9 protein-coding genes and 2 pseudogenes are annotated in these 13,284 nt (G+C 65.8%); 9 read left to right on the forward strand and 2 right to left on the reverse strand.

The genetic code is table 11. The features are described from left to right. Window positions 1-122 precede the first annotated feature (122 nt). Together H0X90_RS33890 and H0X90_RS33895 are read left to right on the forward strand one after the other, a co-directional pair. Entirely contained in the window at window positions 123-1,121 is a 999-nt protein-coding gene (locus H0X90_RS33890; RefSeq protein WP_227739748.1) for a hypothetical protein, read from the forward strand. Further along, window positions 1,096-1,686, forward strand: a complete 591-nt coding sequence (locus tag H0X90_RS33895) for a hypothetical protein (protein WP_125346673.1) — start codon at window positions 1,096-1,098, stop codon at window positions 1,684-1,686. The genes H0X90_RS33890 and H0X90_RS33895 overlap by 26 nt, the downstream gene beginning before the upstream one ends. 18 nt (window positions 1,687-1,704) lie before the next feature. Here H0X90_RS33895 and H0X90_RS33900 read toward each other — a convergent pair. Both H0X90_RS33900 and H0X90_RS33905 read right to left on the reverse strand, forming a co-directional pair. Continuing rightward, a pseudogene (locus H0X90_RS33900) lies at window positions 1,705-3,251 on the reverse strand (error-prone DNA polymerase); the annotation flags it as partial. 370 nt (window positions 3,252-3,621) lie between these two features. Continuing rightward, window positions 3,622-4,872: a LysR family transcriptional regulator gene (locus tag H0X90_RS33905; protein ID WP_077190043.1), complete on the reverse strand. Its 1,251-nt coding sequence runs from the start codon at window positions 4,870-4,872 to the stop codon at window positions 3,622-3,624. A 473-nt stretch (window positions 4,873-5,345) separates the two neighbouring features. Between H0X90_RS33905 and H0X90_RS33910 the strand changes: the two genes are divergently transcribed. The 7 genes and pseudogenes from H0X90_RS33910 to H0X90_RS33940 all read left to right on the forward strand — a co-directional run bounded on the left by H0X90_RS33910 (window position 5,346) and on the right by H0X90_RS33940 (window position 13,258). After that, window positions 5,346-5,885: a hypothetical protein gene (locus tag H0X90_RS33910; protein WP_102898721.1), complete on the forward strand. Its 540-nt coding sequence runs from the start codon at window positions 5,346-5,348 to the stop codon at window positions 5,883-5,885. 78 nt (window positions 5,886-5,963) lie between these two features. Further along, window positions 5,964-7,268, forward strand: a pseudogene (locus tag H0X90_RS33915) (gallate dioxygenase). Window positions 7,269-7,394: 126 nt separating this feature from the next. After that, window positions 7,395-8,744, forward strand: coding sequence for an aromatic acid/H+ symport family MFS transporter (locus tag H0X90_RS33920; protein WP_196438387.1), 1,350 nt, complete (start codon window positions 7,395-7,397; stop codon window positions 8,742-8,744). A 73-nt stretch (window positions 8,745-8,817) separates the two neighbouring features. After that, a complete protein-coding gene (locus tag H0X90_RS33925) occupies window positions 8,818-9,843 on the forward strand; it encodes an amidohydrolase family protein (protein WP_077190045.1) in 1,026 nt (341 codons plus the stop codon). A 2-nt stretch (window positions 9,844-9,845) separates the two neighbouring features. After that, complete coding sequence (ligK, locus tag H0X90_RS33930) at window positions 9,846-10,529, forward strand: 4-carboxy-4-hydroxy-2-oxoadipate aldolase/oxaloacetate decarboxylase (RefSeq protein ID WP_077190046.1); 684 nt, start codon at window positions 9,846-9,848, stop codon at window positions 10,527-10,529. Between the two features lie 14 nt (window positions 10,530-10,543). After that, window positions 10,544-11,251, forward strand: coding sequence for a substrate-binding domain-containing protein (locus H0X90_RS33935; protein WP_077190047.1), 708 nt, complete (start codon window positions 10,544-10,546; stop codon window positions 11,249-11,251). 198 nt (window positions 11,252-11,449) lie between these two features. Next, a complete protein-coding gene (locus tag H0X90_RS33940) occupies window positions 11,450-13,258 on the forward strand; it encodes a tannase/feruloyl esterase family alpha/beta hydrolase (RefSeq protein WP_077190048.1) in 1,809 nt (602 codons plus the stop codon). Window positions 13,259-13,284 lie beyond the last annotated feature (26 nt).

Here is a 13,284-nt window from a genome sequence, read left to right on the forward strand (position 1 = left end):
CGAGATCGAAAGCGAGTCGGGTAAAAGGTGGAGCGGCTTCAGCGATGCAAACGGCTTTACTCAGCACATTTATACCGATGAACCAGAGTCTCTTTCTCTGACAGTGTACAAGGAGGTAGATGATGACGGCGACGAAGAAGCGTAAGACGGTGAAGCGCCACGTTAGGCACGCGTCGACGACGAGTGCTGACCAAAATTCCCTAGTGAAAGCCGTCATTCAGAACGACGCCGGTGACTGGGTGCGCCCGGCGACAGGGGACAAGTTCTACATCGACGAAACAACGAAGTTTCCGTCGATCACATTCGAGTTCAAGTCGGACGATCCTCCCCCCTACCAATGGAAGTGGACCATCGTATGGGACGCGCAGGTGAGCCCGCTGAACGAGAAGAAAAGCCGCGGCAAGAAGGTGCGATCGTTTTCGGAGACCGGATCTTTTACCAGCAACGACAAGGTGTGGGATGCGAATCTGAATGGGAAGATTATCGGTGGGAAGCTGTCCGTCGAAGTCAAGGCGGGGTCAACCGAGTTCCGAAGAACTGTGTTGGTCCTCGGAAAGAATCCGGCGAAAGAAGACGTGCTCGCCTACCTCAAGCCGATTCCGAAAACGGTCGGGTTCGAGCTCGTTCTCGATCAAGAGAGTCACTTCAAAAACTTCAGGATGTCTGACAGTGAACCCGTGGTCGCTGGCGACAAGGGTTTCGGTATGACTCAAATGACGAATCCCGCACCGTCGTACGAACAGGTCTGGAGCTGGAAGGAAAACATTAAGGCTGGCGTTAAGTTGTGGCAGCAGAAGCAAACCGACGCGATCAAGCACTTTGACGGGGTCCCCTATACAGAGGAGCAGCTTCGCCGCGAGACATTTTCCAGATGGAACGGGGGTGCCTACTACAAGGTAGATAAGGCGGCAGGGACGATCGTGCGTGACGATGTGATGTGTGACACGCAAACGGGTAATATAGGTTGGGACATGACGAACCCTTCGAACGCCGGGAAAACAGAAGAGGAACTTCGCAAGCGGGACAAGGATGAGTACCCGAAAATGAAGGCCGGCCAAACCAAAGAACATCCATGGAAGTATTCCGGAATCTGCTATGTCGATCATATCTTCGGTAATTAAGTGTTGCGTCTTCGCTGTTGCAGTAGCTGGTGCAGCTAACGCGTTCGCAGACGAGAAAGCACCGACCTCGATTCAGCTGTCGAACGGACGCCAGTTACAGCAAACGGAAGATGGAAAACGGTTGATTGAAGTAGACGCCGCCCATCACCGAACAATCACGGTGAAGTTGCCTACGGCATTTCGTCGGACCGTCGCATCATCGTCCGGCATCGGATTCCCATCGGCGACATCGAAGGTCGTCGACGGAAAGGAATTTGTGCTGGTGGTCGTGAGCCAATCCTCGAGTAACAAGCCAATGGGTTTCTGCGGTGCAGGGGAGGAGAGCACGCTGTATGCGTTGCAGGTCCACGGTAACGCCGCAGCCCCCGTCTATTCGATGCCGGTACAAAGCTGTTTGCACAGCGTGTCTCTCAATGACAACGGGGGCTACCGGTCGCCATGGCTCGCGATCGAGTGGATCGACAATCCGCTCGGGTTCAAAATCACTTGGACCAATATCGACGATGCTGGCAATGCGACGCGCGAGTATCGGTACAACGGAAGTTCGTTTTCGCGTAGCAAGTAGTAGGCGCCGGTCCGAGAATTAGCAAAATTCCCGTGACGTCGTCGGCAGCGCGCCGAGCAACGCGGTCCTGTCGACGAGCTTGCTCGCGATCAGGTGCCGCACCTACCTTCGGCCTGCCACACGCCGTACACGGCCGGCAGCGCAGCGCCGAGCGCTTCCTTCCGAAACTTCTCCAACAGACCGGGCCAGAGGATCACGTTCGCCTGGCCCGTCTCGTCCTCGAGCGTCATGAACAGCATACCGTTCGCCGTGCCGGGCCGTTGCCGAACGGTGACCAGTCCGCACGCACGCGCGAGCTGGCCGCTGCGCAACGTCGCCAGCTGCTCGGCCGACTGCAGGTGGCCCAGCGCGAGGCGATCGCGCAGCAGTGCCAGCGGATGCCGGCCGAGCGTGAAGCCCATCGCGCGATAGTCCGTTACGATCTCGTGGCCCTCCGACGCTTGAGGTAACGCCGGCACCGCGTCGTCGCGTTCGGTGCCGCGCAGTAGATCTCGATCAGGCGCGGCAGCGGCCCCGAGCCAAAGCGCGGCGCGTCGGTTGCCGCCAGCGAGTGAGCGAAGAGCGTTCGCGCGCGCGAGTACCTGAAGGTCGTGCCGATCAAGCTGGGCGCGACGCGCCAGATCCGCGACGTCGGCAAACGGCCGCGCCGCGCGTGCGAGCTCGATCCGGCTTGCGACGTCCTCGCGCATGCCGCGCAACAGCGAGAAGCAAGGCGCACGGGCGCCGACGTCGTCGGCCCTTCAATCGCAGAATCCCATGTGCTCACGTTGACGTCGACCGGCAGTACCTCAACGCCGCGGCGCTGCGCGTCCTGCAGCAGCTGCGACGGCGTGTAAAAGCCCATGGGCTGGCTGTTGAGCAGGGCGGCCAGGAATACGGCCGGTTCGTGTCGACGCAGCCATGCGCTCGAGTAGACGAGCAGCGCGAAGCTCGCCGCGTGGCTCTCCGGGAAGCCGTATTCGCCGAAGCCCTTGATCTGCGCGAAGATCGATTCGGCGAACTCGCGGTCGTAGCCGCGCTCGAGCATGCCGCTCACGAGACGTTCGTGGTGCGGCTCCAGTCCCCCCTTGCGCTTCCATGCCGCCATCGCGCGGCGCAGCTGGTCGGCCTCGCCGGCGGAGAAGCCGGCCGCCAGCATCGCGACCTGCATCACCTGCTCCTGGAAGATCGGCACGCCGAGCGTGCGCGCCAGCGCCTTCTCCACGCCTTCCGACGGAAACATGACAGGCTCCAGCCCCTGGCGCCGGCGCAGAAACGGATGCACCATCCCGCCCTGGACCGGGCCCGGCCGCACGATAGCGACTTCGATCACCAGGTCGTAGAAGCACTGCGGCCGCAGGCGCGGCAGCATCGACATCTGCGCGCGCGATTCCACCTGAAACACGCCCATGCTATCCCCTTCGCAGAGCATGTCGTAGGTCGCCTTGTCCTCGGCCGGGATGTCCTGCAGTTCCAACGTCTCGTCGCGCTTCTCCGAGATCATGTCGAGCGCGCGGCGCACCATCGACAGCATGCCAAGCGCGAGCAGGTCGATCTTCAAGATCCCGAGCGCTTCCAGGGTCCTTCTTATCACGACGGCACGATAGCGTGCTCAAACTCAGGTTTTGAACAACGTGTTACCGCGACCGACGGCGCTGCAACGACGTCGCGAGGGAGTTGACATCGCTCTTCGCAACGCCGCGCTCGGTGACAACTTTAATTCGCGGCGGGCAAATTCTTGAATTCACAAGGGTTCGCAGCTCTTGGGTGACTGCGAAATGGCGAAGTGACATCTTTACTTCGCAAACGGTGACAACTTTATTTTGGCCTACGTCGGCGAAGCGAATCACCGCAGTAGAGATATCTCCCCCGTCCAACAATTTGCCTGCGATCTCCCGTTCCTGAAACCGTTCATGTGCGATGCCGGCGTACTTTACGGCGAGCGCGGAGACACGTTCACCGTCCACGTTTAGCGTGCGGCGTGCGTGCGACCTCGGTCGCCACCACGCGAATCGCGTCGATCAACGCGCGCGCGGCCGGCGACGGCGGGCTGCCGGCGCGCGTCATCAGCCCGATGTCCCGAGTCGTTTCGCGCAGCGGCACATCGAGCACGACCAGCAGCCCCGCTTCGCATTCGTAGTGCAACTGCTGCGCGGACAGCACCGCGAGCATGTCTGTGTGCAGCAGCAGGCCGCGTATTATCGCAAGGTCGGCGCTCTCGACCGTCGGCATCGGCGGCTTGAGTTTCATGCGCCGGAACAGCGATTCGAACAGCCCGAGCGCGGGCGAGTGGCTGCGCGGCAGGATCCATTGCGCACCGGCGAGGCTCGCGAGCGTGAGGTTGCGCACGCCGGCGAGCGGGTGATTGTGGCGCGCGAGCACGACGAGGTTCTCGGACATCAACCGTTCGTTCTCGAGGTCGTTCGCCGGATCGCTCGCGCGCAGCGCGCCGAGGATGAAGTCGATGTCACCCGCGCGCACGCCGGCGACGAGCGCCTCGTACGCGCTTTCGTCGGTGATCACGTGCACCTTCGGAAACCGCGTGACGACGCGCGCGACCGCTTCGGGCAGCATCAGCGTGCGGCCGAGCGGCAGCGCACCGACGGTCACGACACCCTGGATGCTGCCGTGCAGCGCCGCGACGTCGTCGGCGACGTGCCGCAGTTCGTTCAGCGCGCGCCGCACGTGCAGCAGGAACGTCTCGCCGTCGGTCGTCAGCAGCAGGCCGCGCGGATGCCGATGGAACAGCGCGAAACCCGCGCCGCTCTCGAGAATCCGGATCGCGCTGCTGACGGCCGGCTGCGTGACGCCGAGCGCACGCGCGGCGCTCGGCATGTGACGGTGCCGCGCGAGCGTCGAGAACAGCAGGAGCCGCCGCGTGTTGAGCAGGTAAGCCGGCAGGCCGCCGTCGCCCGATGCGCGGCGGCGCGACTGGCGCAGCGCACACCAGTTCGCGAGCGCGCCGAGTTCGGCGATCACACGCTCTGCGCGCTTGAGCACCGCACGGCCGACCGGCGTCGCCAGCATGCCGGACGGCTTGCGGTCGAACAGCGCTTCGCCGACGGCCGCTTCGAGTTCCTGCACCGCGCGCGTGACGGCCGACTGCGCGCGAAACAACGTCGCGGCGGCGCGGCTCACGCTGCCCGTTTCGGCAACGCGCTGCACCGCGTACAGGCAGGCGAGATTCGGAAGGTCGGTGTTGTCCATGGGTGTTCGGGCGGTCTGCGTCGCGGCGGCCGAGCATACGACATACGTGCATCCGTGCGGCCTGCGCCGGCGGCGCAGCGGGTTGAACGACTTTACCGGAACGGCGGCCGCGGAACTTGCGTCGTGCTTATCGGCCCATCTGTTTTATTTATCGGATGTGAATCGCCGAGCGACCGGCTGCGGCTCGCTCGCCGCCGGACGCGGCCGCGCGAACGCCATATCCGGCGGGCTTCCGGGCCATCGGCGACGCGGTGCGCGTGCCGGTTGAGCGCTTGCCGGATATGCGGTTACGTCGAGTTATAAGGGTTTACCCTAACTATATTGCCCCGGCCGCGACTGAGTAATTTCAATCCCGGGAGCCGCAAGCACGCGGTTGCCGGCGCAGCGGGCCGCCATCTGATTCATTGTTCGTCCGATCACGAAAAGGGGCTGGCGCGTGGCGCGGCACCTCCAACTACGAGCGAGGCAGCGTAATGGGACGACAGCACATCATCGGAGCACGCGAACCGGCGGACGCATCGGCGGGCAGCACGCCGCTTTCCTACACGGTACGCGCCGGTATTCGCGGCGGGTTCGCGGGCGCGGTGCTGATCTGGGTCTACGAGGCGCTCGTGTGGGTTGGCACCCAGCACCTGATGCCGCTCGCCGGCATCCCGCGCAACGCGACGGGACTCGTGTTCGGCAGGGCCGCACAGGACGCGCTCGGCATCGGCGCATACTTCATCGGCACCGCGATCCATTTCGCGTTCGCGCTGTCGTGGGGCATCGTGTTCGCGGCGATCTGGCCGTGGTTCCGCCGGCGCGGCTTCGAGGCGACGTTCGTCGCGCTGTTTTTCGCGATCGTCGCATGGATCGTGATGCACGCGCTGATCATGATCGCGTCGAGCAATCATCCGAACTATTTCGACCCGAACGTGATCATCGGCGGGTTCATGTCGCATTTCGTGTTCGCCGTTCCGCTCGCGCTGGTCGTCAAGCGCAGCCTTGCGCCGCAGCCGCACGGGCGCGCGTAGCGAGCGAACGCGCACGCATTCAATCAGCAACGGCCGGCGCGGCCGGACCGCATCAGAGCATCACGAAGGAGCATTGGCATGGCACGGATTATCGGAGGCATCGCGGCCTCCCACACGCCCACGATCGGGTTCGCGTTCGACAAGAACAAGCGCGACGATCCCGTCTGGGCGCCGATCTTCGAAAACTTCGCGCCGCTGGCCGGGTGGCTCGCCGACAAGCGTCCCGACGTGCTGCTGTTCATCTACAACGACCACGTGACGTCGTTCTTCTTCGATCACTATTCGGCGTTCTCGCTCGGCGTCGGACCGCAGTGGCATCCGGCGGACGAAGGCGGCGGCGCGCGCGACCTGCCGCCGATCGCCGGCCACCCGGCGCTGGCCGCGCATATCGGCCGGTCGCTGATGGCCGACGAGTTCGACATGTCGTTCTTCCAGAGCAAGCCGCTCGACCATGGCTGCTTCTCGCCGCTGTCGGTGCTGTGTCCGCACCGGCCCGACTGGCCGGTGCAACTGGTGCCGCTGCAGATGGGCGTGCTGCAACTGCCGGTGCCGTCCGCGCGCCGCTTCTACCGGCTCGGCCAGGCGCTGCGCCGCGCGATCGAAAGCTATCCGGAGGACCTGCGCGTCGCGATCGTCGCGACCGGCGGGTTGTCGCATCAGGTGCACGGCGAGCGCTCGGGCTTCAACAATCCCGAATGGGATGCGCGTTTTCTCGATCTGCTCGAGCGCGATCCCGAGCGCCTGGCCGGCATGCCGCTCGGCGAATACGCGACGCTCGGCGGCTTCGAAGGCGCCGAGGTCGTGATGTGACTCACGATGCGCGGCGCTTTGCCGGCGGGCGTCGTGTGCCGCCACCGCAGCTACTACCTGCCGTCGATGACGGGGATCGCGACGGCCGTGTACGAGCCGGCGGACACGGAAGTCGACGAGGCGGCGGCAGAGCGCCACCGGCAACGGATCGCGGCCGAACTCGCCGGCGTCGAGCAACTGCCGGGCACCTATCCGTTCACGATCGAGCGGGCCGTGCGCGCGTACCGGATCAACGACTATCTGCACCGGATGATCGAGCCCGCGCATCGCGCGCAGTTTCTGAGCAACCCCGAAGCGAGCTTCGCGGCCGCGGACCTCAGCACGGAGGAGCGCGACCTGATCCGCCGGCGCGACTGGCTCGGCCTGCTGCGCTACGGCGTGATCTTCTTCCTGCTGGAGAAGCTCGGCGCGGTGACGGGCGTATCCAACCTGCATATCTATGCGGCGATGCGCGGCGAATCGCTGGAGGACTTCCAGCGCACCCGCAACGCGCCAGGCGCGCTGTACTCGGTGGCCGGCAAGAGCGCGGGGCCGCTCGGCTGGGACGGCGCGGACCAGCCGGTCAACACATAGCGAAGACGAGGGGCGCGCGCGAGATCGCCGCGCCTGCGCGACCGGACTGCCGGAAGCGCAACGGGCCATATAAATAGGATGACGAATCGACTGATAGATCGTCGCCCAGGAGACAGGAGAGTCATGATGGCAGGTGGAAAGACAATCGACATCAAGTCGTTCATCGACGAGCGGCCCGTGTCGCGCTACCAGTGGCTGCTGGTCGTGCTGTGCTGCCTCGTCGTGATCGCCGACGGAATGGACGTCGCGATCATGGGATTCGTCGCACCGTCGGTGATTCGCGACTGGGCGATCTCGCGTCCCGAGTTCGGGCTGGTGATGAGCGCGGCGCCGATCGGGCTCGTGATCGGCGCGCTGCTGGCCGGTCCGAGCGCCGACCGGTTCGGGCGCAAGCGCGTGCTGATCGCGTCGGTGTTCCTGTTCGGCGTGTTCACGATCGTGACCGCGCACGCGCATTCGCCATTCGAGATGGCGGTGCTGCGGCTGCTGACGGGCATCGGGCTGGGCGCGGCGATGCCCAACACGACGACGCTGCTGTCCGAATACGCGCCGCAGCGGATGCGGGCGCTGATGATCACCGTGATGTCTACAGGCTTCAACCTCGGCTCGGCGCTGATCGGCTTCGTCGCCGGCTGGCTGATTCCGCTGCACGGCTGGCGCACGGTGTTGCTGTTCGGCGGGGCGCTGCCGCTGCTGCTGATTCCGCTGCAGCTGTGGCTGTTGCCCGAGTCGGCGCGGCTCCTGGCCGTGCGCGGTGCGCCGCCGCAACGCATCGGTGCGCTGCTGAACCGCGTGTGCGGTGCCCGGTTCACCGGCGACGAGACGTTCGTGTCGAGCGAGCCCGCGCTGCCGACGCGCAAACCGATCGGCGTGCTGTTCTCGCAAGGCTATAGCCGCGTGACGCTGTCGCTGTGGATCACGTACTTCATGGGGCTGCTCGTGATCTACCTGCTGACCGGCTGGCTGCCGACGCTAATCAAGGATGCCGGGTTGTCCGTCAGCACGGCCGCGAACGTGACCGCGATGTTCCAGATCGGCGGCACGATCGGTGCGATCGGCGTGGGCTGGCTGATGGATCGCGTGCGGCCGGCACCGGTGATCGGCGCCGCATATCTCGGCGGCGGGCTGTGCGTGGCCGTGCTCGCGTGGGCCGGTGCGTTGTCGTCGTCGCTCGCGCTGCTGGTGTTCGCGGCCGGCTTCTGCATGAGCGGCGCGCAGACCGGGCTGAATGCGTATGCGCCGGGCCGCTATCCGACCGTGGCACGCGCAACAGGCGTGAGCTGGATGCTCGGGATGGGCCGCTTCGGCAGCATCTTCGGCTCGGCCATCGGTGGTGCGCTGCTCGGCTTCGGCTGGAAGTTCGACGCGATCCTGTCGATGCTCGCGGTGCCGGCCACGCTGGCGGCCATCGCGATCATGACGACGCAGCATGCGGCCGTGCCCGAACCGCAGGAACTCGAAAACCCGGCGCACTGACGCACGTCGCACACCGCCGTCCGCCGCGGCGGTCGGCAGGGTGCCGGACACTTCATCCAATGCAGGAGCATCAATGATCATCGATATCCACGGTCACTACACCACCGCGCCGAAGGCGCTGGAAGCGTGGCGCAATCGCCAGATCGCGGCGTTTGGCAGTCCGTCGGAGCAACCGAAGGTGGCCGAGCTGAACATCAGCGACGACGAACTTCGCGAATCGATCGAACACAACCAGTTGCGGCTGATGCGCGAGCGCGGCCTCGACCTGACGATCTTCAGCCCGCGCGCGAGCTTCATGGCGCATCACATCGGCGACTTCGCGGTGTCGAGCACGTGGGCGGCCGTGTGCAACGAGCTGTGCCATCGCGTCCATCGACTGTTTCCCGATCACTTCGTCCCGGCCGCGATGCTGCCGCAAAGCCCGGGCGTCGATGTCGCGACCTGCATTCCGGAGCTCGTGCGCTGCGTCGAGGAATACGGCAACGTCGCGATCAACCTGAATCCGGATCCGTCCGGCGGCCACTGGACGAGCCCGCCGCTGTCGGACCGCTACTGGTATCCGATCTACGAGAAGATGGTCGAGTACGACATTCCCGCGATGATCCACGTGAGCACGAGCTGCAACGCATGCTTCCATACGACGGGCGCGCACTACCTGAACGCCGACACCACGGCGTTCATGCAGTGCCTGACCTCCGACCTGTTCCGCGATTTCCCGACGCTGCGCTTCGTGATCCCGCACGGCGGCGGTGCGGTGCCGTATCACTGGGGACGGTTCCGCGGGCTCGCGCAGGAGCTGAAGAAGCCGCTGCTGAAGGACCATCTGCTGAACAACGTGTTCTTCGATACGTGCGTGTATCACCAGCCCGGCATCGACCTGCTGACCGGCGTGATTCCGGTCGACAACCTCCTGTTCGCGAGCGAGATGATCGGCGCGGTGCGCGGCATCGATCCGGAGACCGGTCACTACTACGACGACACGAAGCGCTACATCGACGCATCGTCGCTCGATGAGCAAGCGCGTCGCAAGATCTACGAAGGCAATGCGCGGCGCGTGTATCCGCGCCTCGATGCGCAACTGAAGGCGAAGGGGCTTTGATCATGACTGAACTCGGTGTGGTGTACCGCACGATCCGGCGTGCGGACCAGGATGTGGCGGCGCGGCTCGGCGCGCTCGGCTCGGCGACGGTGCACGAGGCGATGGGCCGCACGGGGCTGCTGAAGCCCTACATGCGGCCGATCTATCCGCGTGCGCAGGCGTCCGGCACGGCCGTCACGGTGCTGCTGCACCCGGGCGACAACTGGATGATGCACGTCGCGGCCGAACAGATCCGGCCGGGCGACGTGGTCGTCGCGGCAATCACCGCGGATTGCACGGACGGCTATTTCGGCGACCTGCTCGCGACGAGCTTCAAGGCACGCGGCGCGCACGCGCTGATCATCGATGCCGGCGTGCGCGACGTCGCGGTGCTCGAGGCGATGCAGTTCCCGGTCTGGAGCAAGGCGATTTCGGCGAAAGGCACGATCAAGGCGACGCTCGGTTCGGTGAACGTGCCCGTCGTATGTGCGGGCGCGCTCGTTCACCCCGGCGACGTGATCGTCGCGGACGACGACGGCGTGGCCGTTGTGCCGGCCGCGCGCGCGGCTCAGGTGCTCGAGAAGGCGGCGGCCCGCGAAGCGAACGAAGCGGCGAAGCGCGCGAAGCTCGCGTCCGGTGTGCTCGGCCTCGACATGTACGACATGCGCGAGCCGCTGCGTCAGGCCGGCTTGCGCTACATCGACTGATTCAGGGGGACGCGATGATGCAGACACCGGAAGCGGCGCTGGCCGTCACGGGCATCTCGTCGATGGCGACGCGGCCGGTGCTCGCGCGGCTTGCCGCCGCTTACGAGCGCGACACCGGCGCGCGCGTCGCGATCACGTCGGTAGGCGGCGTCGACGCTGCGCGGCGCGTGCGCGACGGCGAGCCGTTCGATGTCGTCGTGCTCGCGTCCGATGCGATCGAGCGGCTTGCGGCGGACGGTCACGTCGAGCCGGGCAGTCGCGTGGACGTTGCGCGCTCGGGTATCGCGGTCGCGGTCGCGAGCGGTGCGCGGCGGCCGGACATCGGTACGGAAGCCGCGTTGCGCGATGCGATCCTGGGCGCAGGCCGGATCGGCTATTCGACCGGGCCGAGCGGCACGCACCTGACGCGTCTGTTCGCCCGCTGGGGCATCGCCGACGCGATCGCACCGCGCATCGTGCAGACCCCACCGGGCGTGCCGGTCGGCGCGCTGATCGCAGCCGGCGACGTCGAGCTCGGCTTTCAGCAGACGAGCGAGCTGATGCACGTGCTGGGCGTCGCAATCGTCGGTGCGCTGCCTGACGCCGTGCAGGCGGTGACGGTGTTCGCCGCCGCGGTCTGCGCCGTCGCGCACGATCGCGTGGCCGCGGCGCGGTTCCTCGCGTATCTGGCGTCGCCGCAAGTCGCGCACATCAAGCGCGAACACGGGATGGAGCCTGCATAAGGCTGACGCGGCCGGTCGATAAACGAATTGGATGGGATTCACCTTTCTTCGCAACGGGCTTGCGCATCGATATTAGTTATGCTGATGAAGCAGTGAGTGGTGATCCAGCTCATACGATCTATCGAAGAATCAATACAACGTCGCCGCGTCGTCCGGCCCGGACGAGCGGCATATCCAGCAGAAAGACAGGAGACAGGCATGCAGACGAACTGCAGGGCAGGGTGGATGATGTGCGCTTGGCATCGCGCGACACGCGTAAGGTGCGATGCACTGACCAGGGCGCTGGCGATCGGCGTCGTGTGGCTGAGTGCGGCGCTGACGGGCTGGCCGAATGCCGCGAATGCGGCGAGCACCGCCGGACTCGCGAATCTTCCCGCGGTGATGCCCGCGATGTCGTGCCCGTCGGTCGCGGCGCTCGACCTGAGCGGCGTGACCGACGGCGCCGTCACGATCACGTCGGCGGTGCTGCTGCCGGCCGGCACGGTCGTCGGTAACAACACGTTGCCGGCGCCGGTGTGCGACGTGAAGGGGACGATCGGCCCGGGCGCGTCGCTGTTCGAACTGCAGCTGCCGACGCAGGGCTGGACGCAGCGTTATCTGCAGACGGGCTGCGGTGGCCTGTGCGGCAACCTGTCCGTCAACGCGCCGATGGCATCGACGTGCGTGCCGGTGACGAACGGCACGATCGCGATGGCTGCGACCGACATGGGCCACGAAGGCGGCAACGACGGTTCGTGGGCGCTCGATCCGAAGGCGAAGCTCGACTTCGCATACCGCGCCGAACACGCAACGGCTCAGGTCGCGAAGGCGATCATCGGCAAGTTCTATGCACGGCCCGCGCGCTACGCGTACTTCGACGGCTGCTCGGACGGCGGCCGCGAAGCGCTGATGGAGGCGCAGCGCTTTCCCGACGACTTCGACGGCATCGCCGCCGGTGCGCCGGCGAACGACCTGATCGTGCAGAACACGTTCCACCATGCATGGCCGAACGCGGTGAACACCGACCCGAAGACGGGCAGCGCGATTCTGCTCGCCGGCAAGCTGCCGATGCTGCACGCGGCCGTGCTCAAGGCGTGCGACGGGCTGGACGGCGTGGTCGACGGCGTGATCGACAACCCGCGCGCGTGTCGCTTCGATCCCGCGACGATCGTCTGCGTGCAAGGCCAGTCCACCGCGACCTGCCTGACGCCGCAGGAAGCCGACGTCGTCCGTCGGGTCCACGACGGCGCGACGACCGCGGACGGCACGCGTCTCGAGCCGCTCGTCTCGCGCGAATGGGGCTCCGAGCTGAACTGGACGCTGTTCGTCCCGGCGACCGCGACCGCACAGAGCGGCACGATCGGCTTCGTGCTGCCGTTCCTGCGCTATCTCGACTACTACAACGCGTCGTATCCGTCCGCGGCGATCGGCGACCTGAAATTCACGCTCGACGGGTTCGCGAAGACGGTGCCGGTGTCGAACTACCTGGCCGCGACCGATCCTGACCTGACCCGGTTCGCCGGGCGCGGCGGCAAGCTGCTGCTGTGGCACGGCCTGGAAGACCAGCACATCGCGCCGCGTTCGAGCATCGCGTACTACGAAGCGATGAAGCACTACATGGGCGACGCAAGAGTCGACCGCTTCGCGCGCTTCTACCTGTTCCCGGGCGTCGCGCACTGCGGCGGCGGGCAGGGGCCGGACGTGTTCGACATCCTGTCGCCGCTGATGGCGTGGACCGAAACGGGCGCGACGCCGGGCCGGATCGTCGCGTCGATCGTCGACGCGAACGGCAACACGACGCGCACGCGCCCGGTGTTCCCGTATCCGGCCACCGCGCGCTACACAGGCACCGGCAGCACCGACGACGCGGCGAACTTCGCCGCCGGTACGCCGAAGGCCGACCCGGTGGTCGACCTTCACTGGGCCGGCGAATGGCTGTACTCGCCGGGTTACGAAGCGCAATGCCAAGTCCAGGGTTCTCAACTCGTCTGCAAGGGCGGCAACGGCTGGCATGCGTATCGTCCATGACCCCACGGCGGCACGCACTGATCACA

It is taken from the genome of Burkholderia sp. 9775_39 (assembly GCF_015712225.1).
In the GTDB taxonomy this organism is placed as follows: Bacteria; Pseudomonadota; Gammaproteobacteria; order Burkholderiales; family Burkholderiaceae; genus Burkholderia; species Burkholderia cenocepacia.

Excerpts from the sequence above, each read along its gene's own strand:
- H0X90_RS33890 (WP_227739748.1), top strand. The coding sequence starts at position 123 with ATGACGGCGACGAAGAAGCGTAAGACGGTGAAGCGCCACGTTAGGCAC.
- H0X90_RS33895 (WP_125346673.1), top strand. The coding sequence starts at position 1,096 with ATGTCGATCATATCTTCGGTAATTAAGTGTTGCGTCTTCGCTGTTGCA.
- H0X90_RS33905 (WP_077190043.1), bottom strand. The coding sequence starts at position 4,872 with ATGGACAACACCGACCTTCCGAATCTCGCCTGCCTGTACGCGGTGCAG.
- H0X90_RS33910 (WP_102898721.1), top strand. The coding sequence starts at position 5,346 with ATGGGACGACAGCACATCATCGGAGCACGCGAACCGGCGGACGCATCG.
- H0X90_RS33920 (WP_196438387.1), top strand. The coding sequence starts at position 7,395 with ATGGCAGGTGGAAAGACAATCGACATCAAGTCGTTCATCGACGAGCGG.
- H0X90_RS33925 (WP_077190045.1), top strand. The coding sequence starts at position 8,818 with ATGATCATCGATATCCACGGTCACTACACCACCGCGCCGAAGGCGCTG.
- ligK (WP_077190046.1), top strand. The coding sequence starts at position 9,846 with ATGACTGAACTCGGTGTGGTGTACCGCACGATCCGGCGTGCGGACCAG.
- H0X90_RS33935 (WP_077190047.1), top strand. The coding sequence starts at position 10,544 with ATGATGCAGACACCGGAAGCGGCGCTGGCCGTCACGGGCATCTCGTCG.
- H0X90_RS33940 (WP_077190048.1), top strand. The coding sequence starts at position 11,450 with ATGCAGACGAACTGCAGGGCAGGGTGGATGATGTGCGCTTGGCATCGC.